The following is a 26,732-nucleotide window of genomic DNA, read 5'->3' as shown; positions in this document are numbered from 1 at the left end:
GCTAAGCTACGTATAAAAAAAGTTAGTCGATAATCGGTACTTTTGTTTTTTGCGCCTTGAAAACACTTTTAACACATATCAATTCCCCTGAAGACCTCAAAAAACTGGCCTTGGACGAACTCCCTAGGCTTGCGCAAGAACTGAGGGATTTCATCATTGATATTGTTTCTACCAAAGAAGGTCACCTAGGCGCCAGTTTGGGTGTCGTGGAACTCACCATTGCCCTTCACTATGTGTTTGACTCTCCAAAGGACAAACTCATTTGGGATGTAGGCCACCAGGCCTACGGACACAAGATACTGACAGGGAGAAAGGAAATTTTTGGGACCAACAGGCAACTTGGCGGCATCAGCGGATTTCCCAAGCGGAGTGAGAGCGTGTACGACGATTTTGGCACGGGCCACAGCTCCACCGCCATTTCCGCTATTTTGGGCATGGCCATGGCCTCAAGATTGAACGGCGACCATACCAGACAACACATTGCCGTGGTAGGCGATGCTTCCATAGCCAGCGGGATGGCCTTTGAGGGGCTGAACCATTTGGGTGTTGCCGATGTGAACGCACTCATCATCCTGAACGACAATGCCATTGGCATAGACCCAAGTGTGGGGGCGCTCAAAAAATACCTCACCAATGTCAAAAAAGGGACCGCGAAGGACGAGAACATCTTCGAATGCCTCAACCTGAACTATTCCGGACCTATTGATGGACATGACATTCAGACCCTCGTAAACGAACTGGAGCGATTGAAGCAATTGGATGGACCAAAATTACTGCACATCATAACCACCAAGGGAAGAGGTTTGAAAAAAGCCGAGGAGGATCAAGTGGTCTATCATGCGCCTGGAAAATTTGATAAAGTGACCGGGGAACGGCTGAAAAAATCCAAAGGAAACGAACCTCCCAAATATCAAGATGTCTTTGGGCATACTTTGGTGGAATTGGCCGAGAGGAACGATAAGATAGTGGGAATCACCCCTGCCATGCCCACTGGCAGCTCCCTAAAATTCATGATGGACAAAATGCCCCATCGTGCATTTGATGTGGGGATTGCCGAGCAGCACGCAGTCACCTTGGCGGCAGGAATGGCCACACAGGGCCTTGTTCCTTTTTGTAATATCTATTCCACTTTTTTACAACGGGCCTATGACCAGATCATCCACGATGTGGCCCTTCAGAAGATTCCAGTGATCTTTTGTTTGGACCGAGCCGGACTGGTGGGACAAGATGGGCCAACGCATCATGGGGTGTTTGACCTTGCCTATTTGAGGTGCATCCCCAACCTTGTTGTTTTTGCCCCGATGAACGAGATGGAGCTGAGGAACATCATGTACACTGCCCAATTGGGGCTAAATGGACCCATTGCCATCCGATACCCTCGAGGACAGGGCACCACCTTGGATTGGAAAAATGAATTTGAACCGATTGAAATCGGTACGGCCAGATGTATGAAGGAGGGAGCCAAAGTAGCCGTACTCTCCATTGGCCACATCGGAAATGAAGTGGAACGGGCCATAGCAACCGTGGACAGGCCGGAAGGGATTGGCCACTACGATATGCGATTTGCCAAACCCTTGGACCAAAAGATGCTACGTGCTATTTTTGAAAAGTATGACCATATCATCACTGTGGAAGATGGATGCAAAATGGGTGGATTTGGTTCGGCCGTACTGGAATTTGCAAATGGGGAAAAACTGTCCAAACCTGTTACCATTCTCGGCATTCCGGACAAGTTTGTGGATCATGGCACAATGGAAGAGACCCACAAGATGGCTGGTATAGATTTTGATACGCTTTTTTCGAACATACAATCAACCTTGGACCAATGCGGATAATTTGTTTTCTGATTTTATTCTTTACTGTTTTCCTTTCGTCACATGCACAGATCAATCGTTTAAAAGTCTTCGAACCCGATAGTACGGAAACGGGTTTCAAGATTGTCCGCATCAAGGACACCAAACTCAGATATCTTACCCGGGAGGCAAAGCTCACCGATCCGCGGACCGTGCTGAACCGGGTAAAGCCGTTGAAAAGATGGTACAAACGCTTCAAACCTACTTCCTTTTGGAAAAAAGTGAACGAATTTGGCCTTAACGTCAATGAAGTCTCCTTTGTGAACTGGAACGCGGGTGGGGACAATTCCGTCTCCGCTCTGGCAAGCTTCCGTTTTGCTCGGAACTATAAGTTCCGTTATCTGAACTGGGACAATGAGGCACAGCTCCGGTATGGGATGAATGCCCAAGAAGGCAGAAAGCTCCGAAAGACGGATGATCAGCTAAGGCTTTCGACCACCATAAGTTTCAGGAAGGACACCATAACCAACTGGTATTATTCCGTGAAGGCCAATTTCAACACCCAATTCTCGAACGGCTTCAAATATCCGGACAGGGTAACCCCCATTTCCAGGTTCATGGCCCCCGGTTACCTTTTCGTGGGTATTGGTACTTCCTATATACCACCCAATGACAAGTTCAACCTCTACATCTCTCCCGCTACCATGAAATCCACCTTTGTTCTGGATGAGGCGCTTTCCGATCTAGGATCCTTCGGTGTGGAAGCAGGGGACAACGTTTTCATGGAAATGGGATTTCTCATTACCAATACCTGGGAGAAAGAAGTGCTGAAAAATGTACATATGAAACACCGGATAAATCTTTACACCGATTATGTGCGGAGTTTTGGCAATGTTGATGTGGATTGGGAGATGAATTTCAACCTCAAGGTCAATCAGTACATCAATGCGAACATAGGCACCCATCTCATTTTTGACGATGACATCAAGTTTGACGAGGTGGTTGCGGATGACGGCACCATAGTGGACCCCGGCATCTCCCGAATCCAGTTCAAGCAACTGTTGGGCGTGGGTATCCTATATAATTTTTAGAACGTTCTCCCGGTCAATTTATCGTGGATGTGCACTGCCGCACTATCCGATAGACTGGCCACGAAGCAACTGGTGCCCAATAATATCGAATAGATGTCAACGTCTGTTTTCCGATACATTTCGGGCAGACTTTTCACAAGAAGTCGGTCATAGTTGGTGTCACTCCCTTCCTTGATGTTGACCAATGCCGTGGTATATATTTCCAAAAGGTCGGATATGATGCGATAGCCCGCCAGTTCCTTGTCGATTACTTCGGTGGACTGATAGATCCGCTCCACGCTCAATTTTATGATGTCGTCTACTTGGGCCTTGTATTTTCCCTTGTCCAAAAGCGCAGCATCAAAATTGCCTTCCAAGATCTTGTCCTCGTTCGCCACAAAAGTTTCAACGGCATCACCGATAAGGGTATTGATGGCCAAGGCCCTCAAATAGCTCAATCGGTCACTGGAACTGGTCATGGCATTATATTTTTGCGTATTGATGTTCCCTTTCACCAGATTGATCAGGTATTCCAAGGCGTATTCTTCCGGAACAAGCCCAAGGTTGATACCATCCTCAAAGTCGATGATGGTATAGCAGATATCATCGGCAGCCTCCACCAGATAGGTCAATGGGTGCCGATAGAAAGCTGTCCCAAGTGCATTGGGGTTGGGCACGAGTCCAATTTCATCGGCAACTTCCAAAAAGAAGTCCTTTTCCGATTGGAAATACCCAAACTTTTTGTCCGCAATATGCCGGGAAGGCTTTTTGGGCAACGAGGCCTTGGGGTATTTCATAAAAGTGCCCAAAGTGGCATAGCTCAACCGAAGCCCCCCGGGAACCCCTTCCCTGGATTCGGTCAGCAATTTGAAGCCATTTGCGTTTCCTTCAAAATCAATCAAATCCTGATACTCCAAATCAGAAAGGATATCCCTATATTTTTGGCCGGCGCCTTGGGCAAAGTAGTTCCCAATCGCCTTTTCCCCACTGTGCCCAAAGGGCGGATTGCCGATGTCGTGAGCTAGGGCCGCGGCGGCCACAATGGCCCCAAAATCATTGAACTGATAGCCGTGCACTTCGGACAGAAAGGGATATTTGGACAAGATCTGCTGTCCTGCGATTCGACCAAGGCTTCTTCCCACTACGGAAACCTCCAAACTGTGGGTGAGGCGGGTATGTACAAAATCCTTTTTGGACCCAACGCTGATGGGCATCGGGATGACCTGTGTCTTATCCTGAAGGCTCCTGAAGGCTGAAGAGAAAATGATACGGTCATAATCCACTTCAAAACCCAAACGGGTCTCGTTTTGCTCTTTGCGCAATCTTTTTCCCTTGTCCCCGAATCTCCGTAATGAGAGTAGCTGTTCCCAGTCCATAGTTTACTATTGGTGCAATATACGCCTAAGCTTCCATATGCGCCAAGCCAACCTGAAAGTAGGCTTGTTTTCCCCAGTATTTTGAATTTTAATGATTTCTTCATTTTAGCATTACACTTAGGACATCTAGAAGGAGCTATTTTGTAGAGTTTACAATAAGGTTTTCGTTACGGATATTAGTTTTTGTCGACTATTCTTCGAAATCCTAGGGCTGCCTTTTTCAATAAGGTGGCCCTTTTTGTATAATACATTCTTATCATAACATACAGGAAACATTAATTTAACATAAGGTACGGTTCTTTGCAGCGACAAAAACTAGTACTGTAATGGATTTCAAAAAGTTGGCCCTTTTGGGGTCTTACTTTCTTTTCCTATGCATTCATTTTTCCTATTCGCAATACCAGTCCCAAACCACATTTGGCAATGGATTGCTCAATATTGTCGGTAAGGACAGTAGTTGGACCGCAAAAGTGGGGGCACGAATGCAGATCTTGGCCATTTCATCTTGGGAAGAAACCCAAAATGGAGGGTTTGGAAACCCTGACCAGAATTTTTTGGTCCGTAGGGCCCGATTGAAGTTTGATGGATTCGTTCACACCCCAAAACTCAGGTACAAATTGGAACTTGGGCTATCCAACCGTGATGTTTCAGGCGGTTCGGAATATACGGGGAATACCCCCAGATATGTTATGGATGCTGTGGTAATGTGGAACTTTTACCAAAATTTTGAACTCTGGTTCGGGCAGACCAAACTTCCCGGGAACATAGAGCGGGTCATCTCATCGGCAGACCTCCAACTGGTGGACAGATCGTTGCTCAACGGCAAATTCAACATAGACCGTGACATGGGCATTCAGCTAAGGCACCATTTCAAGTTGGGAAAAAAAACATTGCTACGGGAAAAGTTTGCTTTTTCCCAAGGTGAAGGACGGAACGTTACCGTAGGCAATCAGGGAGGACATCAATACACCTCTCGATTGGAATTCCTCCCGTTTGGCACGTTCGTTTCCAAAGGGGACTACAAAGGAGCCGACCTGAGCCGGGAACAGACTCCAAAACTGATGCTCGGGGCCACCTATGACATCAACAAAGATGCCGTAAGGACCAGAAGCAACATGGGAACATTCATGCAGACCGATGTTGGATTGCACGAAACGGACATTTCGACACTTTTTATGGACTTCATGTTCAAATACAGTGGGTTTTCCCTCATGGGCGAATATGCCCATCGCGATGCGGACGAACCGGTGGCCCTTAATCTGGACGGTACGGAAACGGGGGACATTGTGCAGGTGGGGAATGCCCTGAACCTTCAGACAGGCTATCTTTTCAAGACCAATTGGGAAGTTTCCGCAAGGTACACCCACCTTGAATTGGATTGGGACATCACTGGAAAAAATCCAGAAGATCAATATACACTGGGACTTTCAAAGTATATTGTGGGACACAAACTGAAGGTGCAGACAGACCTCAGTTATTTGGATGTGGACAACGGGACGGATGAGGTGATGTTCCGGTTGCAATTGGACGTACACCTATAAAAAATAACCTTAACATAACTTAATCGTAGGTCAATCTCTTGATATTTGAAAAATTTTTTTGATTTTTAACTATGGACAATATTTACTTCCTCATAATGGTTGCGCTTGCGGTACTGGCCATTGCCGATCTTGTAGTTGGTGTGAGCAATGATGCCGTGAACTTCCTGAACTCAGCCATTGGATCCAAGGCCCTTTCCTTCAAGACCGTCATGATCGTGGCGAGCATAGGCATTGCCTGTGGCGCCATTTTTTCCAGTGGACTTATGGAAGTTGCCCGAAAAGGGATCTTTAACCCCGGGGAATTCTATTTTGATGAGATCATGTTCATCTTTATGGCCGTGATGATCACGGACATTCTCTTGCTCGACTTTTTCAACACTTTGGGAATGCCCACCTCTACCACGGTCTCCATTGTATTCAACCTTTTGGGGGCAGCGGTGGCCATGGCCTTGATCAAAATAGGGGCGGCAAACGGAAATTTTTCCGATGTCATCAACTATATCAATACTGAAAAGGCCGTTGAGATCATCATGGGGATCCTGTCCTCGGTCGTGATCGCTTTTACCATTGGAGCTGTGGTGCAATGGGTCTCTAGGCTTTTATTGTCCTATGATTTCCTGAAAAAACCCAAATGGACCGGTGCCATTTTTGGGGGACTTGCCCTTTCGGCCATCACCTATTTCATTTTGATCAAAGGGATCAGCGGCACTCCATTTGCGGACCGCACCTACGGTTTCATTGGGGACATGACCATCAAGGAATACATCGAAACCAGTGTCTATCAGGTCATGGTCGTCAACTTTTTGGCTTGGGCCATTATTTCGTATGTCCTTATTATGTTCGCCAACACGAATATCTATAAACTCATCATCGGCGTGGGAACTTTTTCCCTTGCCCTTGCCTTTGCGGGCAACGACCTTGTGAACTTCATCGGGGTGCCCATAGCGGGGCTACAGTCCTATCAGGCTTGGGCCGCTTCGGGAATCCCCGCCTCCGAGTTCAGTATGGAAGTACTTTCCACCAAAGTGGAAACCCCTACCCTGCTGCTGTTCATTTCAGGCATGGTGATGGTGGCCACTTTGTGGCTGTCCAAAAAGGCACGATATGTAGCCGATACCGAAATCAACCTTTCCCGTGAAGGAGAGGCGAACGAAAGGTTCCAGCCCAACTATTTGTCCAGAAGCTTGGTCCGGTATTCCATCGCCGTCTCGGAATGGGTATCGTCCATGGTGCCTTCCAATGTAAAAACAGCGGTTGACAAAAGGTTCCAAAAACCTGTTATCAGTCTATCCAAGGACAAAGTGCACCATTTGCCCGCCTTCGATATGATCAGGGCCTCTGTGAACCTTATGGTGGCCGGTATCCTGATCTCCGTGGCCACATCCTACAAATTGCCGCTTTCCACTACATATGTGACCTTCATGGTTGCCATGGGTACCTCTTTGGCCGATAGGGCCTGGGGCGCTGAAAGTGCCGTTTACCGTGTGGCCGGGGTATTGAACGTGATCGCTGGATGGTTCAGTACCGCCATCATTGCGTTTATAGCGTCTGGGACCATCTTGGCACTGATCAGTTTTGGTAAGGGTGCGGCCATCGCCATTTTGCTGTTCGCCTCCGTACTCCTATTGGTGAGGAACTACATCTCCTACAACAAAAAGACAAAGGAGATCAAGGTGGAAGATCGTCTAAGAAGGGCCGAGAGCAGCTCCATACAGGGTGTGATCGAAGAAAGTGCCGCGAACATTGCCAATGTGGTGAAACGTAGCAAAAAGATCTATTCCAATTCCATAAACGGGTTGGCCAAACAGGACCTCAACTTTTTGAAGAAGAACAAAAAACAGGGAAATAAGTTGGCCGGGGAAATCGAAGACCTTCGGGAACATACCTTTTACTTCATCAAAAATCTTGAGGAAGCCCATATTGGCGCCAGTAATTTTTACATCAATGCCATGGGTCACCTGACGGATGTTTCCCAATCCCTTGAATATATAGGGAAGGTGAGCTACAACCACGTGCACAACAACCACAAGAAACTAAAGTATAACCAGATCAAGGAACTAAAGGAAATAGACCAAAAGCTGGAGGAACTTTTTGACAGGACCCAAAATGCCTTTGAGGCCAAATCCTTTGAACAGATCGGGGCCATTCTGAATTCCAAGCAGGATCTATACGATATGGTTTCGCAAAAAATAGACAGGCAGGTTTCTAGGACAAGAACGGAAGAGTCCAGCCCCAAGAACACTACCCTCTATTTCTCCCTTTTGTTGGAAACTCGTGATTTGATGACGGCCATGATGGATCTGTTGGAGCAGTATTACCAACAGCATGACAGCTCCGTAACACCGGCCAAGATCACGGAGAAGAAATAAAAAAACGTATCTTTTCCAGCAAATCCGGCTGAATAATGATGCAAAATTTCTTCGCTTTTAACATTACGGCTCCCTCTAAAAATGGCCTAATGATGCTTCGTGGGTTCGTCCATGTGTTTCTCATGTTCTACTCTTTCTCTGCTTTGGCACAAACCAAGGAAAAGGAATGGATGTTGGGGCCCTTTGAACGCGATCAAGATGCACGACCCATTCTTCAGCAGAATTCGGAATCCGAGTTTAAAGACCCGATAACCCATCAAATTTCGCATTGGGAATCCATGGCCACTTTCAATCCGGCCGCCATTGTTAAGGAAGGGAGGATATATGTGCTTTATAGAGCCGAAGAGAAATTAGGGGAAAAGGAAATTGGAGGGCACCGCTCCCGAATCGGGATGGCCGTTTCCGAAGATGGGACCATCTATACCAAACAGCCTGTGCCCGTTTTTTATCCCAATGAAGACCATCAAAAGCAGAATGAATGGCCTGGCGGTACGGAAGACCCAAGGATCGTGGAAATGGAAGATGGAACCTACGTGCTGACCTATACCCAATGGAACCGCGAAGTACCTCACCTTGCAGTGGCCACTTCCAAAGATCTGCTGCATTGGGAAAAGCATGGCCCTGTTTTCAAAAAGTATAAGGAAGAGATCTACCACACAAGCGAGACCAAATCTGGGGCCATCGTGACCGAGCTCAAAAATGGGAAGTTGGTCGCAGCAAAGATCAATGGAAAATATTGGATGTACTATGGAGTTCCACACATTTGGCTGGCCAGTTCAACAAATCTGAAAGACTGGGCTCCCGTGGAAACCTACGAAGGTAAACTTGCCCCAGTTTTAAGCCCTAGACCCGGTTATTTTGATTCTTGGCTGGTGGAGGCAGGACCACCTCCCTTGCTCACGGAAAATGGTATTGTGGTGCTCTACAATGCAGGAAACTCGCAGAACATCGGCGTAAAGGAACTGGGCAATCGAATTTACACGGGTGGACAGGCACTTTTTGACCCAAACGAGCCCTGGAAACTACTGGACCGCACCGATGTGCCCTTTATCAAGCCCGAACTGCCTTTTGAAAAATCGGGACAGTACGTAGATGGCACCACTTTTTTGGAAGGACTTGTACTGTTCAATGGGACTTGGCACTTGTACTACGGCACGGCCGATAGCATGGTGGGAGTAGTGAAGGCCAAGCAATGACCTGCTATCTGTAAAAATTCATTTCATCCATATATTTCCATACGGCAGAAGGAAGCAATGGTTTAATGTTTTTTCCCAATTTATGGGCCTTACGGATGAAGGTAGATGAGATTTCCACTATGGGGGCATCCACTTTTTTGATCTTGGGGTTTCCCTGAAACTGATGGTCCACAGTTCCTTCGGAAATTCTGGGATACACGTAGATGAAATGGAGTTCCAAAATGGTCTCATAGTTTTTCCACTTGTGGAGGCTTTTCAGGTTGTCCTCCCCCATGATGAGCGAAAACTGATGTCCCTCTCCATATTTTTCCCCCAAATGGACCAAGGTGTTGATGGTGTAATTGGGCTGCGGCAGATCAAATTCGATCTTGCTCGGTTTCAGCTTGTCATAATCCTGTACGGCCTCGTACACCATTTGGTACCTGTGGTGGTCCTCCAAAAGCGATTGCTTGGTCTTGAACGGACTTTGGGGGGTAATGACGAACCAAACCTCATCCAGGTCCGAAAACTCCACCAAATGGTTGGCTATGATCAAATGGCCTATATGTATCGGGTTGAAGGTCCCAAAAAAGAGCCCTACCTTTTTCATACTTATTCTTCTTTTGGACCGGGCACCTTGGCACCGACATATTCGGCGACCAGCTGGTGTGCCTCGTTGAGTGCCACATCCAAATCGTAATTCTTTATGATCTTATCAAACTGTGGGGCCGTGGCCAGTTCCACAGAGGCTTTGGCAATCCGCATATTGATCTTGTCGTCGCTTTCGGTACTCCTTTTCTTCAGTCTGATCTTCAACTCGTCCACACTGGGCGGTTTCACAAAAACGGCCAATGTTGCTTCCGGAAATTTCTTCTTGATCCGAAGGCCGCCTACCACATCAATATCAAAGATCACATTTTTACCTTCGGCCCATAGACGTTCCACTTCACTCTTCAGCGTTCCATAGAAATTGTCGCGGTACACTTCCTCCCACTCCAAAAAATCCTCGTTCTTGATGTGTCGCTTAAATTCCGACACCGACATGAAGTAATAATTGACACCGTGCTTTTCTTTCCCTCTTCGCGGTCTTGAGGTTGCGGATACGGAAAAAGCCAAGTTCAGTTCGGGTTGTTTCAACAAATGTTGGACAATAGTGGTCTTTCCACTACCGGACGGTGCCGAAAAAATGATGAGTTTTCCTCCTTCTGTCATAATACGTTGAGCATTTGTTCCTTTATCTTTTCCAGTTCGTCCTTCATCTGCACCACCAATTGCTGCATGGGCGCATAGTTGGCCTTGGAACCAATGGTATTGATCTCCCTACCGATTTCCTGTGCGATGAACCCCAGTTTTTTTCCATTGGAATCATGGGATTTCAAGGTAGTTTTGAAATAGTCCAAGTGGTTGGCCAAGCGTACTTTTTCCTCGGTGATGTCGTATTTTTCAAGGTAATAGATGAGTTCCTGCTCAAATCGGTTGGCGTCCAGTTCCACCTTGAGGTCCGCCACGGCCTTTTCCAAACGCTCCCTTACCGTTGCCAGTCGCTCCGGGTCCATCACCTTGATCTGTGCCAACAAGGTGTTCAGGTTGTCGAGGCGCTCGTCAAAATCCTTCTCCAACACTTTTCCTTCTTCGTTCCTAAAGGAAACGATCTCGGAAAGTGCCTCTTCCATGGCCCCTGTTATGGCCTCGTATTCCGCTTCATTGATATCGTCCCTCTCGGTCTTCAAGGTATCCGGCATGCGCAATGCCAGTTCCAATAGTTTGATATCATCGCCTTTGGCAATGTTCGCCAACTGTTCCATGTATTTCTTTACCATACCCTGGTTCACTTCCGCAGTGGTCTCCTCCCCGGTGATCTCCACATAAAGGGCAAGGTCCACTTTTCCGCGGATCAGGACGTCGGCGATCATCTTTCGGAGTTCCAGTTCTTTTTCCCTATAGGTTTGCGGGATCCTTGCATTGATGTCCAAGTTCTTGCTGTTGAGCGATTTTAGCTCAACGGTAATCTTCTTTGAAGGGAGCTGCACGATGTGCTTCCCAAAGCCGGTCATGGATTGGATCATATATACATGAAAATTTTGCCAAAGGTAACCAAAATAGCTTTTGGCCTCTTTGCCTTCTGAAAATGTTAGGTATGGGAGTGGCTATGGAACTGTTATAGCTCCCTCAACCAAATGTTTCTATAGCTCACCCTGCTATTGTCCCCATGGTCTTGCAGCCTGATGGGACCCTTGCCGTGTGGCGGGTTTTTGGGCCACCCAATATAGGGGGTCGTACCCTTGATCTCGGCATGGTCCTGTACCAAAACACCATTGTGGATGACCGTCAATGTCCCTGAGGTCACTTTTTGTCCCTTTTCAAAAACAGGGGCATGGTAGATGATGTCATACACATTCCACTCGCCTGTGGGCACGGAAGCCATGGCCAGAGGGATATGTTGTTTGTATATGGACGCCACCTGACCGTTCACATAGGTATCATTATCATTGTTGTCCAGAACCTGCACTTCGTAGAGGTTGGAAAGGAACACCCCACTATTTCCCCTGCTCTGGCCCTTGCCCTGCACCTCAGCAGGTGATCTCCATTCGATATGGAGCTGGACACTGCCAAAATTCTGCTTAGTCTGGATATCCCCTGTCCTGTTCTTCACGGTGACGCTACCGTCCTTGTTGAGGGTCCATTTGGCCGCAGTGCTATCCACGGAACTGATCCATTGGTCCAAGTTGGTGCCGTCAAAAAGCACAATGGCATCACTGGGAGGGGCGCCCTGTTCGCCGGGCACCACCTTTGGTGGTACGGGCTGATAGCTTTCGGTTTCCTCTGGTTTGGCAGGTTCCACTTCTTGGGCGGACACGTATAGGCCCATCAGTATGGCCAGGGCCACGAAGATGTTTCTGAATGTTGACATGCTATAGTTCTTTGATCTTGATATTTCTAAAAGACACCACATTGCCGTGGTCCTGTAGTCCTATTTTACCTGTTTTGAAAGCTCCAAAAGCTTCCCAATCCGCAAACTTTGAATCGGCGACCAATGCATCCCATCCTTCACCTTCAACAGGAAATTCAACAACCTTGGTCCCATTGAGCATGATGTAGCCTTCATTCGTCTTGTGGTTGATCATGACTTCAACGGCATTCCATTCCCCCGCAGGTTTGACCACATTTGCCGATGGGGATACCATATCATACAATGCGCCGGCCAAACGATCGGTACCGTTCTTGGCATCGGGGTGCCTCTCATCATCCAGCACTTGGATTTCAGGACCGGTCACATAGGGTTGTCCATATTCTTCACTTTCATTGACCCCCCAGAAAATGCCGCTGTTCCCTCCTTCGGCTATGTTCCATTCCAAGGTGAGCACAAAATCGGTGAATTCCTTGTCCGTGACCAGATTGTAATTGGATCCTTCGGGCCTTGTTTCCGGTGGATAGAGCACCATGCTGCCATCCTCTATCTTCCAAGGTGCACCTACTTCCCCTCCATTGTAAAAGTGCCATCCTTCAAAGGATGTGCCGTCAAATAGTGTGGTCCATTCAGTTTCTTCCACTACCTCAATGATTTCTTCCGTTACCGCGGTTTCTTCCTTTGGTTTTTCCTTGCAGGCAAAGGTCAGGGCCAATGCGACCAAAACAATTGGTTTTTTCATAATCCTAATATTCGTTTTAGTTGATTTTTATCTATTTCTGCTCCAGCAAAATCATCAAAGGTTTTGGTGGTTGCCTCAATGATGTGATCTTGTATGAATTTGGCCCCCTCACGAGCTCCCTGTTCGGGGCTCTTGATACAGCATTCCCATTCCATTACGGCCCAAACATCGCATCCGTATTGGGTGAGTTTGGAGAAGATGGTCTTAAAATCGATTTGGCCATCTCCCAAGGAACGGTACCTACCGGCCCTATCACCCCAATCATTGTACCCTCCAAAGGCACCTTTCTTGCCCGTAGGATTAAATTCCGAATCCTTCACATGGAATGCTTTGATGAACTCATGGTAATGATCTATGTATGCAATATAGTCCAACTGCTGCAATACAAAATGGCTTGGGTCGTACAGAATGTTCACCCGCTTATGGTTGCCCGTTGCGGCCAAAAAGCGTTCAAAGGTGTCCCCATCATGTAGGTCTTCCCCAGGATGGATCTCATAGCAGACATCCACTCCCTGTTCATCAAAATGGTTCAGGATGGGCAGCCATCTGTTGGCAAGCTCCTCAAAACCCATTTCCACCAATCCGGCAGGGCGTTGTGGCCAAGGATGGGCCGTGTGCCAAAGCAATGCCCCTGAAAAAGTGGCATGTGCATTAAGACCCAACCTTCTGCTTGCGATAGCTGCTTTTTTTACGGTTTCAATGGCCCACTGGGTACGCTCTTTGGGCTTGCCCTTAAGGGCATCGGGCGCAAAGTTATCGAACATGATGTCATAGGCTGGATGCACCGCTACCAATTGTCCTTGCAAGTGGGTGGAAAGCTCTGTGATCTCCAATCCGTAGGAATTGACCTTTCCTTTCAGTTCGTCACAATAATCCTGGCTTTCGGCTGCCTTGTCCAAATCGATGAGGAACGATACCCAAGTGGGTATCTGGATACCTTTGTACCCCAAACTCGATGCCCATTTGCAAAGTCCGTCCAAGGAGTTGAACGGAGGTTGACTGTCCACAAATTGCGCTAAGAATACAGCCGGTCCTTTGATTGTCTTCATTTAAAATTGATTTTAAGAATTTATAAATCCGCATCCATTTGGGATTTATCTTCTATATTTAAGAAAAAAACTGTGTTAATTTTACATCTCATGAAGTAAAACATAAATATAGGGATTCAATAACAATTAAAACAATACTAAGGTGTACGAAAACAAAGTTTATGATGCTATTGTTGTTGGCACAGGTATAAGTGGGGGCTGGGCCGCCAAGGAACTGTGTGAAAATGGTCTTACGACCTTGGTACTGGAACGTGGTCCGATGGTAAAACATGTGGAGGACTACAAGACCATGAACAAGGACACATGGGATTTTCCCTATAAGGGAAACCTGAGCCGGGAGGACCAAGAAAAGTACCATAAACAATTACGCGTTGGTTGGGCTCCCCGAGACGATGTAAAGCATTTTTTTGTGAACGACCTGGAACATCCCTACCAAGAAACCAAAAGGTTCGATTGGATCAGGGGATACCAAGTGGGTGGACGCTCCCTGACCTGGGGCCGACAAAGCTACCGATGGAGCGATATTGATTTTGAAGCCAATAAAAATGAGGGCATTGCCGTAGATTGGCCGGTACGTTATGAAGACATAGCCCCTTGGTACGATAAAGTGGAAACCTACATTGGGATAAGCGGCGAAAAATTGGGCCTGAAACAGTTGCCCGATGGACAATTTCAGCCTGCCATGGAACTGAACTGTGTGGAAAAAGAGCTGCAACAAACCTTGGGCTCAAAATTCGATGATGATCGGCTCTTGACCATTGGCCGGGTGGCCCACATTACTGATAAAGAACCCAATATTGAAGGCCGGGGTCCTTGCCAATACAGAAACCGGTGTTGGAGAGGATGTCCGTTCGGAGGATATTTCAGCAGTAATTCCTCTACCCTGCCCGCTGCAGAGCGCACCGGAAATCTGACCCTGCGCCCCAATTCCATTGTGTATGAGGTGGTGTATGATGAAAATCAAAAAAGGGCCACCGGGGTAAAGATCGTGGATGCCGAAACCCATGAAAAAATAGAGTTCAAGGCAAAAATTGTTTTTCTCTGTGCCTCGGCCATGGCCTCTGTGGGCATTTTATTGCAATCCAAATCGAAGGTGTTCCCCAACGGCATGGGCAATAACCATGACCAGCTCGGTCGGAACATCATGGACCATCACTACCAATTGGGTGCTTCTGCCAAGGTAGATGGCCATTTGGACAACTATTACAAGGGAAGAAGGCCCAATGGGTTCTATATCCCTCGGTTTGTCAACCTTGATGAAAAAACCAAACAAAAGGATTTTCTACGTGGTTTTGGCTACCAAGGCAGTGCCAGTAGGGGCAATTGGGCCGAAACTGTGGCCGAACTGGGTTATGGTGCCAATCTCAAAGAAGCCATTTTAGAACCGGGAGGATGGGAAATCGGGATGACCGGTTTTGGTGAAATGCTCCCATACCACGACAATCGCGTGACCCTGAGCCAGGACAAAAAAGACCAATGGGGATTGCCCCAATTGGACTTTGATGTGGAATTCAAGGAGAATGAATATAAAATGAGGGAGGCCATTAAGGAAGAAGCCACTGCCATGCTTAAAGCCGCTGGCTTTAGGAACGTCACCGCCTACGATAGGGAAACAGGTCCCGGTCTTGGCATTCACGAAATGGGAGGGGCAAGAATGGGACACGACCCAAAAACATCCATCCTGAACAAACATAACCAATTGCATGATGTTCCCAACGTATATGTTACCGACGGGGCATTCATGACCTCGGCCAACTGTGTAAACCCATCGTTGACCTATATGGCCTTTACTGCAAGGGCCGCAAACCATGCCGCACAACAATTCAAACAACATAAATTTTCTTAAACCCTGCTTATGGAAAATGCCTCTGCCCGAAATCTTTGGGGCGATTTTTTGGATGCCCATTTGGAATTTGCCTCCGAAGATGCCCCCAAAGTCATTTATTTCGGTGACAATGAAAAGGATGCCGATACCTGTGCCGACCTTGTCTGCAAGGAAATCAAGAGGGCCACTTCCCCTTCTTTGAAGGGAATCCAGCTACGGAACGAAAAATTGCCCAAAATAGGTGACTTTTATGTGGTCACGGACTGGAAAGGAACTGCCAAATGTGTCATTCGGACCACCTCGGTGAAGTTGGTCCCCTATTTTGCCATTCGAGAAGAACATGCCCGTATTGAAGGTGAAGGAGACAAGAGCCTCGCCCATTGGAAAAAGGTCCATTGGGACTTTTACACCCGAGAGCTTGCCAAATTTGGCACCCAACCTACGGAAAGTATGATCGTGGTCTTTGAAACGTTTGAAATGTTATATAAAAAATAATGTCCGCCAAAAGCGGACATTATTTTCAATGTTTTAGGGCAAACATCAATCCATATCCACCCAAATATTTCCCTGTTTGTGGGAGGCCACGGTATTCTCAATAAAATTGAGACCGCGCACGCCGTCCAACAAGGTGGGGAATTCCCCACTATTGTATTGCTCTCCACGGATGGCCCTTGCCACACCCAAATAGATATTGGCCATGGCATCAAAAATACCTTCCGGATGTCCGGGGGGCAGTTTGGTTCCGTCCAGCGATAGTTCGGAATTGTATGCATGGCCCGGTTTGTAGACCTGCAATGGTTCGGGGTCGTTCAACTTGTAGAGGTAATTTGGGTTTTCCTGTTCCCATTTCAACCCTCCTTTTTGACCATAGATGGCAATGGTAATATTGTTTTCCTCACCAGTGGCCACTTGGCTCGCCCTAATGACGCCCTTTACGTTCTTGCCCATTCGGATGAGCACGGTTCCGTCCATGTCCATCACATTGTCATCGTAGAGGTAGTTGAAATCGCATAAAAGCGACTGTATTTGCAATCCTGTGGTAAATTCGATCATGTTGAAGGCATGCACGCCTATATCCCCCATACAGGAACTGATGCCCGCCTTTTTGGGGTCGAGTCTCCAAACCGTTCCACGCTTTTCCTTGTCGTGGATTATGGGGTTCATCCAGCCTTGGTAGTATTGTGCATCCACTTTGTGGACTTTCCCTATCACACCATCTTTGATCATCTCCCGCATCTGGCGGACCATGGGATAGCCTGTGTAGGTATGTGTCACGGCAAAAACGGTACCCGCTTTTTCCAAGGTGTCCTGCAAAATCTTGGCCTCATCATAGGTTGTGGTCATCGGCTTTTCACAGATGACATGGAACCCGTTTTCCAAGAGCTTCTTGGCCATTGGAAAATGCAGGAAATTGGGCGTAAGGATGGAACATACTTGTATGCGTTCGTCCTCGGGCAATTTCATTTCCTCTTCGATCAACGTATCAAAATCCTTGTAGATACGGTTGGTAGGGATATCTATTTCCTTTGCGAAATCTAAACTTTGCTCGTAGTCTGGATTGAATACCGCTCCTACGATTTCATAGTTGTCATTAATGAAAGAGGCCACTCTGTGCAACACCCCGATGAGGGAATCACCGCCTCCTCCAAGAATTCCAAGTCTTATTTTTTTTGGCATTTTCTATTTTTTACTATTTAATTAAACAATTTCCTCTGAAACATGGCCTTGTGGCACTCTTCTTTCCTCGAGTTTCTTTCGGAACAAGAACAATAATGCGAACAAGACGGCAACAGCCAAGGGGAAAAACATCATCTTTCCTAAGGTGGCCTTGCCTGCAGTAAGCTCAGCAACTTGTTCCGTTATCCCTGAGGCAACTGCAGCTTCCTTGGCGTCATCCAACCATGTACCTATGACAGGTTGCCAGATCGAGGTAGCAAACATTCCGGCCCCTCCCACCAAGGACATTCCCAATGCCCCGGTCTTGGGGAGGTATTCCGAGGTGAAACCGATCATGGTCGGCCAGAAGTAACAAACGCCCAAGGCAAAAAGAACAGCTGCCAAATAGATCATGGACCCTTCGGCGATGCTCATGCTATACACGGCTGCGGTGGTTATGATCGCGGACAACAAAAGTACGCCTATTGGATTCAACCTGTGCACAATTGGACCAGCAAAGTACCTCCCTATTGCCATGATTCCCGTTACCATGGCCAAAACAAGCATTGGACTGGCCCCAGAGTTCCCCAAAATACGTTCTACCCATTGTTGTGGCCCAAATTCTGAAATGGCGGTAAGGGTCATGCATGCCAAAATGAAAATGAACAAGGGATCGGCAAGTGATTTGATGTTCTTGGCCGTATCCGTTTCGATATGCTCGCTTTCTGGAAATTCTTGCTTGAAGAACATGTAGCCATAAATCAGGGTTGGTATCAGCATCACCCCAATCTGCAACTGCCATCCCATTCCAAAATCGGTCATGAACTTTGAGATCAAAGAACCTATCACAATACCTCCAGGAAACCAAACATGGAATTTATTGAGCATTGCTGTACGGTTTTTGGTGTACATATCCGCAATCATAGGGTTACAGGCCGCCTCAACAGATCCGTTGGCAAAGCCAATAAAGAATGTGGAGATGATCAAGGTCCAGAAACCTCCTGCCATTATGGTAAGCACCAATCCAAGCAGGTGGCAGACAAAAGCGGCCACCATAAGTTTTCGCGCCCCTACTTTGTTATAAAGCAGCCCTCCAAGAATCATCGCTAGAGGAAAGCCTAAAAAGGCCATACTGTTTATCCAGCCCAGTTGTTGGTTGGAAATCCCGAATTCCAGTCCCAATTGGGTCAATATCCCTGCCCTGATGGCAAAGGTCATGGAAGTGACGACCAAGGATATGCAGGCCGCCAAAAATAGCTGGTTCTTATTTACGTTTTTCATGGTTTGCTTTTGTTATTTATGTGTCCCTACTTATATATGGTCGTTTGCTTTTATGATTTATAGGCTACTTCTTCATTTTTGAAGAACAGTACGAACAATATGGCCACCAGTAAGGCAAAGCCCGCTGGGTACATCCATATATTCTGCCATTCGTGCACACCTTCTATTTTAAAATAATCTGCTATTTTTCCAGCGACCCAGAACCCAATAAGCATACCTACACCATAGGTGGCCAAGGTAATCAGTCCCTGTGCAGAACTTTTATATTTCTCTCCTGCTTTTGAATCGGTGTAGATCTGTCCTGAAACAAAGAAGAAGTCATAACAGATTCCGTGGAGCGCGATCCCAATGATAAGCATGAACAAAAGTTCTCCTGTATCCCCATATGCAAAAAGCAAATATCTCACGGTCCAGGCCAGCATCCCTGCCAATATGGTTTTCTTGAATCCAAATTTCTTGAAGAAATAAGGGAGCAACAACATGAACAACACCTCTGAACCCTGCCCAATGGTCATCAGCCCCGTTGGGTTTTCCACGCCGATCTCGGCAAGGAACGGGTTTGCGTTTTGGTAATAAAATGCCAGAGGAATGCATATCAATACTGAAGATATAAAGAACAGAAGGAAGTTTTTGTCCTTCAAAAGTTTCAGGGCATCCAAGCCCAATATCTCAGAAATGTCCACTTTTTCATTTCGATTTACTTTTGGTGGAGTCTTTGGCAGTGTGAAGCTAAAAAGGCCCAAAAGTGCCGAAGCGATTCCCGTCATTAAAAAGGTGTTCTTCAACAGACCTGCCTCCCTACCTTCGGGCGAATCCCAGAAAAAAACATAACTGATCAAAAGCCCGGCAACGATCCATCCGATGGTACCAAAAACCCGTACAAATGAAAATTGTTTGGCCGGATCCGACATTTGGTTGAAAGAGACCGAGTTCACCAAGGCCAGTGTGGGCATGTACAGAATCATATAAATCAGGACATACGGATAGAAGGTGGCAAAATCGGTACTTTGATACATCAGGTACATCAATACGGCACCCATGAGGTGCAAGACCCCTAAAATCCGTTCTGCGTTAAAATAGCGGTCCGCAATCAGACCAATGATGAACGGGGCTATGATGGCACCCCAGGATTGTGTGGAAAAAGCCATGGCAAGCTGTGCGTCCGTTGCTTGCAAATTGTTTCCTAAAAATGTGCCCAAGGACACGAACCAACCTCCCCAAATAAAAAATTCGAGGAACATCATAAAGGAAAGTTGGAATTTGGTTTTACTGTTCATGCTAGATATTTAGTAGGTAATCATCGTTTGTAATGTACGTAATCCAACGGTTCTGGCACTGTTCCAGAGGCACGCAGTTCCATCATGATCTGGCCCCTATGGTGCGTGGAATGATTGATGATATGGAAAAGCATATCCTTGACCTCATTGGAAAAGGTCCTGCCTTGGCTATTCTCATATTCCACCCGTTTCATAAAATCGTCGGTGTTGGTCACAATTTCAAAAGAGGTGCGCTGGTTTTCATAATGGACCTCTTCCCACTTTTCAAAAGGTTGTGCATCCCACACCCCAAACTCACTGGGCTTGCCCAACAATCTGTGGTTCCAGATATGATGGGCGTTCAAAATATGGCTGAAAAGCCTTTGGCAATTGTCAGGGACTGTATCCAGACTGCCACACTGTTGAATGATTTTTTTGTTACAATGGAAATTGTAATCGAAGAGCTGTTGTAAAAATCCCTTCATGGGCCCTAGAATTATTCGGGTAAATTAAGCACTTTTTCCAATAACTTTTTAGTGGCCAAAATACCTTCCTCTTCGCTGAGCTCGCTTCCTTCATATTCAACACCCACAAAGCCTGAATAGCCCGCTTCTTCCACAATGCCCATTATTTTTTCATAATCCACACGGGTCTCGTTGCCTTCGGCATCAAAACTGTAGGATTTGGCACTTACGGCCTTGGCGTAGGGCATCAACTCTTCAACTCCTTTATATCTGTCATATTCCTCAAGGCATTTGGACTCATAGTAGTCGCCTGCCTCTCTTTTGATACAGAAATTTCCAAAGTCGGGTAGTGTGCCGCAATTGTCCATTCCCACTTTTTTCATCACCTCGACCAACAAGGCTGCATTTGAGGAAGGTCCACCATGGTTCTCCACAATGATGTTGATGTTCTTGTCCTTGGCATAGGTGGCCAATTGGGTAAGTCCGTCCACCGATGCGGGCACCCATGGTTCAGGATCCTGTGTTCCGTTCAGGTTGACACGGATGGAATGGCATCCCAATGCAGCAGCGGCATCTACCCACTTGTAATGGTTCTCCACGGCCGCTTTCCTCTCCTTTGCATCAGTGGCCGCCAAGTCGCCCTGACCGTCCACCATGATGAGCAGGTTTTTCATACCGTGCTTCTCACTTTCCGCCTTGCTCTTTTCCACCCAGTTGTTCATGGCCTCTTCAGAGAAATTGGCCGCCTGGAGTTCCTTGTAATAAAGTCCGCTCACATATTCCAGACCTTCAAAACCCCATCCTTTGGCCTTCTCGGCAAAGGTGTAAGGGTCCATCCCTTCTTCCAATATCATTTTGTGCATGGACCACTGGGCCAACGAAAGTTTGATGTCCGATTCGGTTTGCTCAACGGTCATCTCTTGGGCCGTCTCTACTTCGGTAACTTCCTTTTTTGGATTCTGTTTGCAGGAAATAATCCCGAACAATACAACTGCAAATACCGATAAAATACCTTTTTGGGCTAAACTACTCCTGTTCATATTTTTAAGTTGAAAATTTGATGTAGAATCCAAAAACTACAACGTTATAGTAGTGAATTCTCAATAAACATAGGGATTAAATGTAGAAAATTAATTTAATAATTGATACATTTAGCAAATAAACAATCCGAATAAATGAGTAAATTTTATTACAACCAAGAGCAAGAATCCTATGATGCCATCGTGGTAGGAACGGGCATCAGTGGTGGTTGGGCTGCCAAGGAACTATGCGAAAATGGGCTCAAGACCTTGGTCTTGGAACGTGGTCCAATGGTGAAACACCGTGAGGATTACCCCACAGCCAACCTAGACCCTTGGGATTTTCCAAATGCGGGACAACCCACCAGGGAGGAACTAAAGCAACAAGAAAAGCAGGCCAGAACCGGATATACTGTAAGGGCCGAATCCAAACATTGGTTCGTGAACGATCTGGAACATCCTTACAATGAGGTAAAGCGTTTTGACTGGATGAGGGGCTACCATGTGGGTGGCCGTTCCATTATGTGGGGCCGTCACAGTTACCGCTGGAGCGACATCGATTTTGCCGCCAATAAGAACGAAGGCATTGCCGTGGATTGGCCCGTGCGCTACAAGGACATTGCCCCTTGGTACGATAAGGTTGAAAGTTATATCGGTGTATCGGGCGAAAGCCTGGGCCTTCCCCAACTGCCTGATGGGCAATTTGAGCCCATGATGGAGCTCAACTGTGTGGAAGAACACGTAAAAGGAAAAGTGGCCGAGCACTTCAACGGCCGTGTGATCACCGCTGGAAGGGTGGCCCACATCAACAGTGATAAAAAATTCGAAGGAGACGGAAGGGTACGTTGCCAATTCCGTAACCGTTGTGTGAGAGGGTGTCCATTTGGGGCCTATTTCAGCAGTGTGTCATCCACATTGCCCGCTGCGGAAAGGACCGGGAACATGACCCTTAGACCGGATTCCATCGTGCACGAGATCATTTATGATCCCAATACCAAAAAAGCGACCGGTGTCAAGGTGATCGATAGGGAAACCAAAGAAGTGTTCGAGTTCAAGGCCAAGGTCATTTTCCTTTGTGCCTCGGCAATTGCCACCACTTCCATTTTGATGCAATCCAAATCGGACAGGTTCCCTAACGGATTGGGGAACGACTCCGACCAATTGGGCCGAAACGTCATGGACCACCATTTCTTGGTTGGTGCCAGTGGCAAGTTTGAAGGTTTTGATGACAAATACTATAAGGGACGAAAGCCCAACGGAACCTATATCCCAAGGTTCCGGAACCTTGGTGGGGATTCCGACATGAAGGACTTTACCCGTGGCTATGGCTACCAAGGTGGAGCCAGTCGGGGCAATTATGAGGAATTGGTCGCTGAGGCCTCCTTCGGAAAAGGCTACAAGGATGCGATCCTGACACCCGGTGGATGGACGATGAACATGTTGGCCTTCGGGGAAATCCTTCCGTATGAAGACAACAGAATGATCTTGGATTACGACAAAAAGGACAAATGGGGACTACCCACGGTTACCTTCGATGCGGAAATCAGACAGAACGAGCTGAACATGCGCAAGGACATGCAGGACCAAGCGGTACAGATGCTTGAAAAGGCCGGTGCCAAGGACATCACGCCCTATGACAACCCTTATGCCCTTGGATTGGGTATCCACGAAATGGGTACTGCCCGAATGGGCCTTGATCCAAAGACCTCTGTGGTGAACGGATACAACCAAGTCCACGCCTGTAAGAACGTTTATGTGACCGATGGGGCCTTTATGGCCTCTGCAAGTTGCGTGAACCCCTCTTTGACCTATATGGCATTTACAGCAAGGGCCGCGAACCATGCCGCCCAAGAACTCAAAAAAGGAAACATATAATGGAAAGAAGATCTGCACTTAAGAATATGGGATTGGCCTTTGGTTATGCCGTGGCCACACCGACCCTTTTGGGACTGCTCCAGAGCTGCAAGGACAAACCGGCCTATGCCGAGTGGGTACCAAGTTTTCTGGACAAAGAAAAAGGATATGCACTCGCCCAGACACTGGACGTGATTCTTCCGAAAACAGATACCCCATCCGCAACAGAAATGAACGTACACGTTTTCATCGACAAATACTTGGATGAGGTAATGCCCTTGGAGCAAAGGGATTTTGTTCTGATGAAGATGAACAAATTCTACGACAAAGTCTTGGCAGATTCTGGCAAGGAGACCTTGATGGACATTGAAGCCGCGGACATTGAGCCTGCTCTTCAAACATACCTCAAGAAGCGTTCGGACGAGGAAGAGATAGCGCATTTTGAAGCCATCAACAGCTACATGGAAGCCATCATGCAGGGAGGCCAGGCCACTCTGGACGATGATATTTCCCGCTTCTCCTTTGCCAACGATCTGAGAGATCTGGGCACTTGGGCCTACAAATCATCCGAATATGTAGGCGAAGAGGTCTTGGCCTATTTGCCTATACCAGGAGAGTACATCGCCTGTGAAGATGTCAACACGCTGACCGGTGGAAAAGCCTGGTCCTTATAAGTTCAATCTCTTTTTGAGATATAAAAACCTCCAATAAAATTGGAGGTTTTTTTGTGTCCGAATCTGTTCAAAAAAATACCCCGGAATTGTCCCAAGTGGGGTGAACGTTCCGGGGCATTTGGTCAATAAACACTATCACATGCACTGATAAAGTCCAGTGCCGACTATGTTATGAACCGCACATGAGGCAGTCGTCGTCTGCCTGGCCTTCCTTGGCCCGTGCAATCATTTCCCTCATTTCTTCAGGGGTCATGGGCTGTATGTCCACTTCTTGCTGCTGCTCTGCAGAAATAGCCTCCACAGTGATCTCTTGCGCCACTGCTGCCGACGCTGCTTCTGCCTCTACCTCAACGGGGACTTCTTGCTTCTTGGTATTGTCCAACGTAAACTTGATGGCATCCACCGCTGCTTTGGTACGGAGGTAGTACATCCCCGTTTTCAGGCCGCTCTTCCAAGCATAGAAATGCATCGAGGTAAGCTTGGCGTAATTGGCGTTCTCCATGAACAGGTTCAGCGATTGGCTTTGATCAATGAAATAACCGCGTTGTCTGCTCATATCGATGATGTCCTTCATGCTGAGCTCCCAAACGGTCTTGTACAGCTCCTTGATATCCTCTGGGATGGCATCTATGCCCTGAACGGAACCATTGGCCCTCATGAGCTCTTGCTTTAGATTCTCGTTCCATAGGCCGAGCTTCACCAAATCTTCCAATAAGTGCTTGTTCACCACAATGAACTCCCCGGAAAGTACCCTACGGGTGTATATGTTGGAGGTATAGGGTTCAAAGCACTCATTGTTGCCCAATATCTGCGATGTGGACGCTGTGGGCATCGGAGCCACCAACAAGGAGTTCCTGACACCATACTGTAGCACTTCCTTTCTAAGTTTGTCCCAATCCCATCGGCCGGACAGTTCCTCATCCTTGATACCCCATAGGTTGAACTGAAACTCGCCCTTGGACATTGGGGAACCTTTGTATGTGGAATAGGCTCCTTCTTCCTGGGCCATTTCCATGGAAGCGCTTACCGCGGCAAAGTACAGTGTCTCAAAAATCTCTTGGTTCAGTTTTTTGGCCTCGTCGCTGGTAAAGGGCATCCGCAACATGATGAAGGCATCTGCCAAGCCCTGCACACCCAACCCTATGGGTCTGTGCCTCATGTTGGAGTTTCTGGCTTCCTCCACTGGGTAGAAGTTCCTATCAATGACCTTGTTCAGGTTTCTGGTGACGCGCTTGGTGACCTTAAAGAGTTCCTTATGGTCAAACTCACCATTTTTCACGAACATGGGCAATGCTATGGATGCCAAGTTGCATACCGCAACTTCATCAGGTGAGGTATATTCCAAAATCTCCGTGCAGAGGTTGGAGGAACGTATGGTCCCCAAATTTTTCTGGTTGCTCTTCCTGTTCGCTGCATCCTTGTAGAGCATATAGGGGGTGCCTGTCTCTATTTGGGATTCCAATATCTTCTCCCAAAGGTCCCTCGCCCTTATCTTTTTGCGGCCTTTTCCTTCGGCCTCATATTTGGTGTAGAGTGCCTCAAATTCTTCGCTGTGGGTACTGAAAAGCCCAGGGCATTCGTTGGGACACATCAAGGTCCACTCCCCGTCGGCCTCCACTCGCTTCATGAACAGATCGGGAATCCACATGGCATAGAACAGATCGCGTGCCCGCATCTCTTCTTTACCGTGGTTCTTTTTAAGCTCCAAAAAGTCGAAAATATCGGCATGCCAAGGCTCCACATAAATAGCGAAGCTCCCTTTCCGTTTTCCGCCGCCTTGGTCCACATAGCGAGCCGTGTCGTTGTACACACGGAGCATGGGCACAATCCCATTGGAGGTTCCATTGGTCCCTGCGATGTATGATCCCGTAGCCCTGATATTGTGGATGGAAAGGCCAATTCCTCCTGCAGACTGTGAAATCTTTGCCGTTTGTTTCAAGGTGTCATAGATCCCGTCAATGCTATCGTCCTTCATCGCCAAAAGGAAGCAAGAGGACATCTGAGGTTTTGGGGTCCCAGAATTGAACAGGGTGGGCGTGGCATGGGTGAAATACTTTTTGGACATCAGCTCGTAGGTTTCCACCACGGCATCCATATCGTCCAAATGGATTCCCACAGCAACCCTCATGAGCATCTGTTGGGGGCGTTCCGCTATCTTTCCATTGATTTTTAACAGGTAGGAACGTTCCAAGGTCTTGAACCCAAAATAGTCATAGCCAAAGTCACGGTTATAGATAATGGTGGAGTCCAACTGTTCCGCATGTTCGGCAATCACCTGATACACTTCATCGGAAAGCAGGGGCGCCTTTTTTCCGGTTCTGGGGTTGACATATTCGTAGAGGTCCTTCATGGTCTCGGAGAAGGACTTTTTGGTGTTTTTGTGCAGGTTGGAAACGGATATCCGCGCAGCCAGTTTTGCATAATCCGGATGCGTGGTGGTCATGGTCGCCGCTATTTCCGCCGCCAGGTTGTCCAGCTCGGAGGTGGTGACACCATCATACAGTCCCTCGATGACCCTCATGGCCACTTTTACGGGATCTACCAGATTGTTGAGTCCATAACAAAGTTTTCTGACCCTGGCCGTGATCTTATCGAACATTATCGGCTCTTTTCTACCGTCTCTTTTTACTACATACATGTCGCTACGAATATTTTTGTTGATACTGTTGGTTCTTCCACA

Annotated in this window: 22 protein-coding genes; 9 read left to right on the top strand and 13 right to left on the bottom strand. The window is 47.3% G+C overall.

The annotated features are described in order from the left end of the window. Positions 1-56 precede the first annotated feature (56 nt). Complete coding sequence (gene dxs / locus DB398_RS08145) at positions 57-1,835, top strand: 1-deoxy-D-xylulose-5-phosphate synthase (RefSeq protein ID WP_108423903.1); 1,779 nt, start codon at positions 57-59, stop codon at positions 1,833-1,835. Next, positions 1,826-2,884 carry a DUF3078 domain-containing protein gene (locus DB398_RS08140; protein WP_108423902.1) on the top strand — a complete coding sequence of 353 codons (1,059 nt, stop codon included), beginning with the start codon at positions 1,826-1,828 and terminating at the stop codon, positions 2,882-2,884. Before dxs ends, DB398_RS08140 begins: the two co-directional genes overlap by 10 nt. On the opposite strand, the gene dgt is transcribed toward DB398_RS08140, so the two are convergent. Next, positions 2,881-4,239 carry a dGTP triphosphohydrolase gene (gene dgt / locus DB398_RS08135; protein ID WP_108423901.1) on the bottom strand — a complete coding sequence of 453 codons (1,359 nt, stop codon included), beginning with the start codon at positions 4,237-4,239 and terminating at the stop codon, positions 2,881-2,883. The genes DB398_RS08140 and dgt overlap by 4 nt on opposite strands. A 326-nt stretch (positions 4,240-4,565) precedes the next feature. On the opposite strand from dgt, the gene DB398_RS08130 reads away from it, so the two are divergent. The 3 genes from DB398_RS08130 (at position 4,566) to DB398_RS08120 (ending at position 9,345) form a co-directional block, all read left to right on the top strand. Next, complete coding sequence (locus tag DB398_RS08130; protein WP_108423900.1) at positions 4,566-5,780, top strand: porin; 1,215 nt, start codon at positions 4,566-4,568, stop codon at positions 5,778-5,780. 71 nt (positions 5,781-5,851) lie between these two features. Next, positions 5,852-8,149, top strand: coding sequence for an inorganic phosphate transporter (locus tag DB398_RS08125; RefSeq protein ID WP_108423899.1), 2,298 nt, complete (start codon positions 5,852-5,854; stop codon positions 8,147-8,149). 35 nt (positions 8,150-8,184) lie between these two features. Beyond that, positions 8,185-9,345 (top strand): glycoside hydrolase family 130 protein, encoded by a 1,161-nt coding sequence (locus DB398_RS08120; protein WP_234416144.1) that lies wholly within the window; start codon positions 8,185-8,187, stop codon positions 9,343-9,345. A gap of 4 nt (positions 9,346-9,349) precedes the next feature. Here the strand turns inward: DB398_RS08120 and nadD are convergent, their stop codons facing one another. From nadD to DB398_RS08090, 6 genes are all read right to left on the bottom strand, one after another. Further along, entirely contained in the window at positions 9,350-9,934 is a 585-nt protein-coding gene (nadD, locus tag DB398_RS08115; protein WP_108423898.1) for a nicotinate (nicotinamide) nucleotide adenylyltransferase, read from the bottom strand. Between the two features lie 2 nt (positions 9,935-9,936). Next, positions 9,937-10,536: a guanylate kinase gene (gene gmk, locus DB398_RS08110; protein ID WP_108423897.1), complete on the bottom strand. Its 600-nt coding sequence runs from the start codon at positions 10,534-10,536 to the stop codon at positions 9,937-9,939. Next, complete coding sequence (locus tag DB398_RS08105) at positions 10,533-11,390, bottom strand: YicC/YloC family endoribonuclease (protein ID WP_108423896.1); 858 nt, start codon at positions 11,388-11,390, stop codon at positions 10,533-10,535. Before DB398_RS08105 ends, gmk begins: the two co-directional genes overlap by 4 nt. A gap of 92 nt (positions 11,391-11,482) precedes the next feature. Then, positions 11,483-12,193 (bottom strand): 3-keto-disaccharide hydrolase, encoded by a 711-nt coding sequence (locus tag DB398_RS08100; RefSeq protein ID WP_234416174.1) that lies wholly within the window; start codon positions 12,191-12,193, stop codon positions 11,483-11,485. 43 nt (positions 12,194-12,236) lie between these two features. After that, the gene (locus tag DB398_RS08095; RefSeq protein WP_108423894.1) at positions 12,237-12,974 is read right to left on the bottom strand and encodes a 3-keto-disaccharide hydrolase; all 738 of its coding nucleotides are present in this window, start codon (positions 12,972-12,974) and stop codon (positions 12,237-12,239) included. Then, positions 12,971-14,023: a sugar phosphate isomerase/epimerase family protein gene (locus DB398_RS08090; RefSeq protein ID WP_108423893.1), complete on the bottom strand. Its 1,053-nt coding sequence runs from the start codon at positions 14,021-14,023 to the stop codon at positions 12,971-12,973. The genes DB398_RS08095 and DB398_RS08090 overlap by 4 nt, the downstream gene beginning before the upstream one ends. 142 nt (positions 14,024-14,165) lie before the next feature. Between DB398_RS08090 and DB398_RS08085 the strand changes: the two genes are divergently transcribed. Next, positions 14,166-15,869: a GMC oxidoreductase gene (locus DB398_RS08085; RefSeq protein ID WP_108423892.1), complete on the top strand. Its 1,704-nt coding sequence runs from the start codon at positions 14,166-14,168 to the stop codon at positions 15,867-15,869. A gap of 9 nt (positions 15,870-15,878) precedes the next feature. Beyond that, entirely contained in the window at positions 15,879-16,343 is a 465-nt protein-coding gene (locus DB398_RS08080) for an ASCH domain-containing protein (protein ID WP_108423891.1), read from the top strand. A gap of 45 nt (positions 16,344-16,388) precedes the next feature. Here the strand turns inward: DB398_RS08080 and DB398_RS08075 are convergent, their stop codons facing one another. Genes DB398_RS08075 through DB398_RS08055 form a run of 5 tightly spaced genes read right to left on the bottom strand, consistent with a single transcriptional unit; the run spans position 16,389 to position 21,545 of the window. Then, on the bottom strand, positions 16,389-17,525 hold the full coding sequence (locus tag DB398_RS08075) for a Gfo/Idh/MocA family protein (RefSeq protein WP_108423890.1): 1,137 nt from the start codon (positions 17,523-17,525) through the stop codon (positions 16,389-16,391). Between the two features lie 21 nt (positions 17,526-17,546). Beyond that, positions 17,547-18,785 (bottom strand): MFS transporter, encoded by a 1,239-nt coding sequence (locus tag DB398_RS08070; RefSeq protein ID WP_108423889.1) that lies wholly within the window; start codon positions 18,783-18,785, stop codon positions 17,547-17,549. A 50-nt stretch (positions 18,786-18,835) separates the two neighbouring features. Then, complete coding sequence (locus DB398_RS08065) at positions 18,836-20,062, bottom strand: nucleoside permease (RefSeq protein WP_108423888.1); 1,227 nt, start codon at positions 20,060-20,062, stop codon at positions 18,836-18,838. Between the two features lie 20 nt (positions 20,063-20,082). After that, the gene (locus tag DB398_RS08060) at positions 20,083-20,526 is read right to left on the bottom strand and encodes a DinB family protein (RefSeq protein ID WP_108423887.1); all 444 of its coding nucleotides are present in this window, start codon (positions 20,524-20,526) and stop codon (positions 20,083-20,085) included. Between the two features lie 11 nt (positions 20,527-20,537). Further along, entirely contained in the window at positions 20,538-21,545 is a 1,008-nt protein-coding gene (locus DB398_RS08055; protein ID WP_108423886.1) for a sugar phosphate isomerase/epimerase family protein, read from the bottom strand. Positions 21,546-21,680: 135 nt separating this feature from the next. Here DB398_RS08055 and DB398_RS08050 point away from each other — a divergent pair, with 135 nt between their 5' ends. Further along, positions 21,681-23,399 (top strand): GMC oxidoreductase, encoded by a 1,719-nt coding sequence (locus DB398_RS08050; protein ID WP_108423885.1) that lies wholly within the window; start codon positions 21,681-21,683, stop codon positions 23,397-23,399. Further along, positions 23,399-24,052 (top strand): gluconate 2-dehydrogenase subunit 3 family protein, encoded by a 654-nt coding sequence (locus DB398_RS08045; protein WP_108423884.1) that lies wholly within the window; start codon positions 23,399-23,401, stop codon positions 24,050-24,052. Before DB398_RS08050 ends, DB398_RS08045 begins: the two co-directional genes overlap by 1 nt. A gap of 169 nt (positions 24,053-24,221) precedes the next feature. Here DB398_RS08045 and DB398_RS08040 read toward each other — a convergent pair whose 3' ends face one another. After that, positions 24,222-26,690 carry a ribonucleoside-diphosphate reductase subunit alpha gene (locus tag DB398_RS08040; RefSeq protein ID WP_108423883.1) on the bottom strand — a complete coding sequence of 823 codons (2,469 nt, stop codon included), beginning with the start codon at positions 26,688-26,690 and terminating at the stop codon, positions 24,222-24,224. Positions 26,691-26,732: the final 42 nt, after the last annotated feature.

Source organism: Flagellimonas amoyensis, assembly GCF_003058265.1.
Taxonomy (GTDB): domain Bacteria; phylum Bacteroidota; class Bacteroidia; order Flavobacteriales; family Flavobacteriaceae; genus Flagellimonas; species Flagellimonas amoyensis.
Note: the sequence above shows the minus strand (reverse complement) of the source record. Positions and strands in the feature narration are given on the sequence as shown.

What these genes read in the sequence shown, in the direction of transcription:
- DB398_RS08140 (WP_108423902.1), top strand. Translation starts at nt 1,826, where the DNA reads ATGCGGATAATTTGTTTTCTGATTTTATTCTTTACTGTTTTCCTTTCG.
- dgt (WP_108423901.1), bottom strand. Translation starts at nt 4,239, where the DNA reads ATGGACTGGGAACAGCTACTCTCATTACGGAGATTCGGGGACAAGGGA.
- DB398_RS08130 (WP_108423900.1), top strand. Translation starts at nt 4,566, where the DNA reads ATGGATTTCAAAAAGTTGGCCCTTTTGGGGTCTTACTTTCTTTTCCTA.
- DB398_RS08125 (WP_108423899.1), top strand. Translation starts at nt 5,852, where the DNA reads ATGGACAATATTTACTTCCTCATAATGGTTGCGCTTGCGGTACTGGCC.
- DB398_RS08120 (WP_234416144.1), top strand. Translation starts at nt 8,185, where the DNA reads ATGATGCAAAATTTCTTCGCTTTTAACATTACGGCTCCCTCTAAAAAT.
- nadD (WP_108423898.1), bottom strand. Translation starts at nt 9,934, where the DNA reads ATGAAAAAGGTAGGGCTCTTTTTTGGGACCTTCAACCCGATACATATA.
- gmk (WP_108423897.1), bottom strand. Translation starts at nt 10,536, where the DNA reads ATGACAGAAGGAGGAAAACTCATCATTTTTTCGGCACCGTCCGGTAGT.
- DB398_RS08105 (WP_108423896.1), bottom strand. Translation starts at nt 11,390, where the DNA reads ATGATCCAATCCATGACCGGCTTTGGGAAGCACATCGTGCAGCTCCCT.
- DB398_RS08100 (WP_234416174.1), bottom strand. Translation starts at nt 12,193, where the DNA reads ATGGGCCTATACGTGTCCGCCCAAGAAGTGGAACCTGCCAAACCAGAG.
- DB398_RS08095 (WP_108423894.1), bottom strand. Translation starts at nt 12,974, where the DNA reads ATGAAAAAACCAATTGTTTTGGTCGCATTGGCCCTGACCTTTGCCTGC.
- DB398_RS08090 (WP_108423893.1), bottom strand. Translation starts at nt 14,023, where the DNA reads ATGAAGACAATCAAAGGACCGGCTGTATTCTTAGCGCAATTTGTGGAC.
- DB398_RS08080 (WP_108423891.1), top strand. Translation starts at nt 15,879, where the DNA reads ATGGAAAATGCCTCTGCCCGAAATCTTTGGGGCGATTTTTTGGATGCC.
- DB398_RS08075 (WP_108423890.1), bottom strand. Translation starts at nt 17,525, where the DNA reads ATGCCAAAAAAAATAAGACTTGGAATTCTTGGAGGAGGCGGTGATTCC.
- DB398_RS08070 (WP_108423889.1), bottom strand. Translation starts at nt 18,785, where the DNA reads ATGAAAAACGTAAATAAGAACCAGCTATTTTTGGCGGCCTGCATATCC.
- DB398_RS08065 (WP_108423888.1), bottom strand. Translation starts at nt 20,062, where the DNA reads ATGAACAGTAAAACCAAATTCCAACTTTCCTTTATGATGTTCCTCGAA.
- DB398_RS08060 (WP_108423887.1), bottom strand. Translation starts at nt 20,526, where the DNA reads ATGAAGGGATTTTTACAACAGCTCTTCGATTACAATTTCCATTGTAAC.
- DB398_RS08055 (WP_108423886.1), bottom strand. Translation starts at nt 21,545, where the DNA reads ATGAACAGGAGTAGTTTAGCCCAAAAAGGTATTTTATCGGTATTTGCA.
- DB398_RS08050 (WP_108423885.1), top strand. Translation starts at nt 21,681, where the DNA reads ATGAGTAAATTTTATTACAACCAAGAGCAAGAATCCTATGATGCCATC.
- DB398_RS08045 (WP_108423884.1), top strand. Translation starts at nt 23,399, where the DNA reads ATGGAAAGAAGATCTGCACTTAAGAATATGGGATTGGCCTTTGGTTAT.
- DB398_RS08040 (WP_108423883.1), bottom strand. Translation starts at nt 26,690, where the DNA reads ATGTATGTAGTAAAAAGAGACGGTAGAAAAGAGCCGATAATGTTCGAT.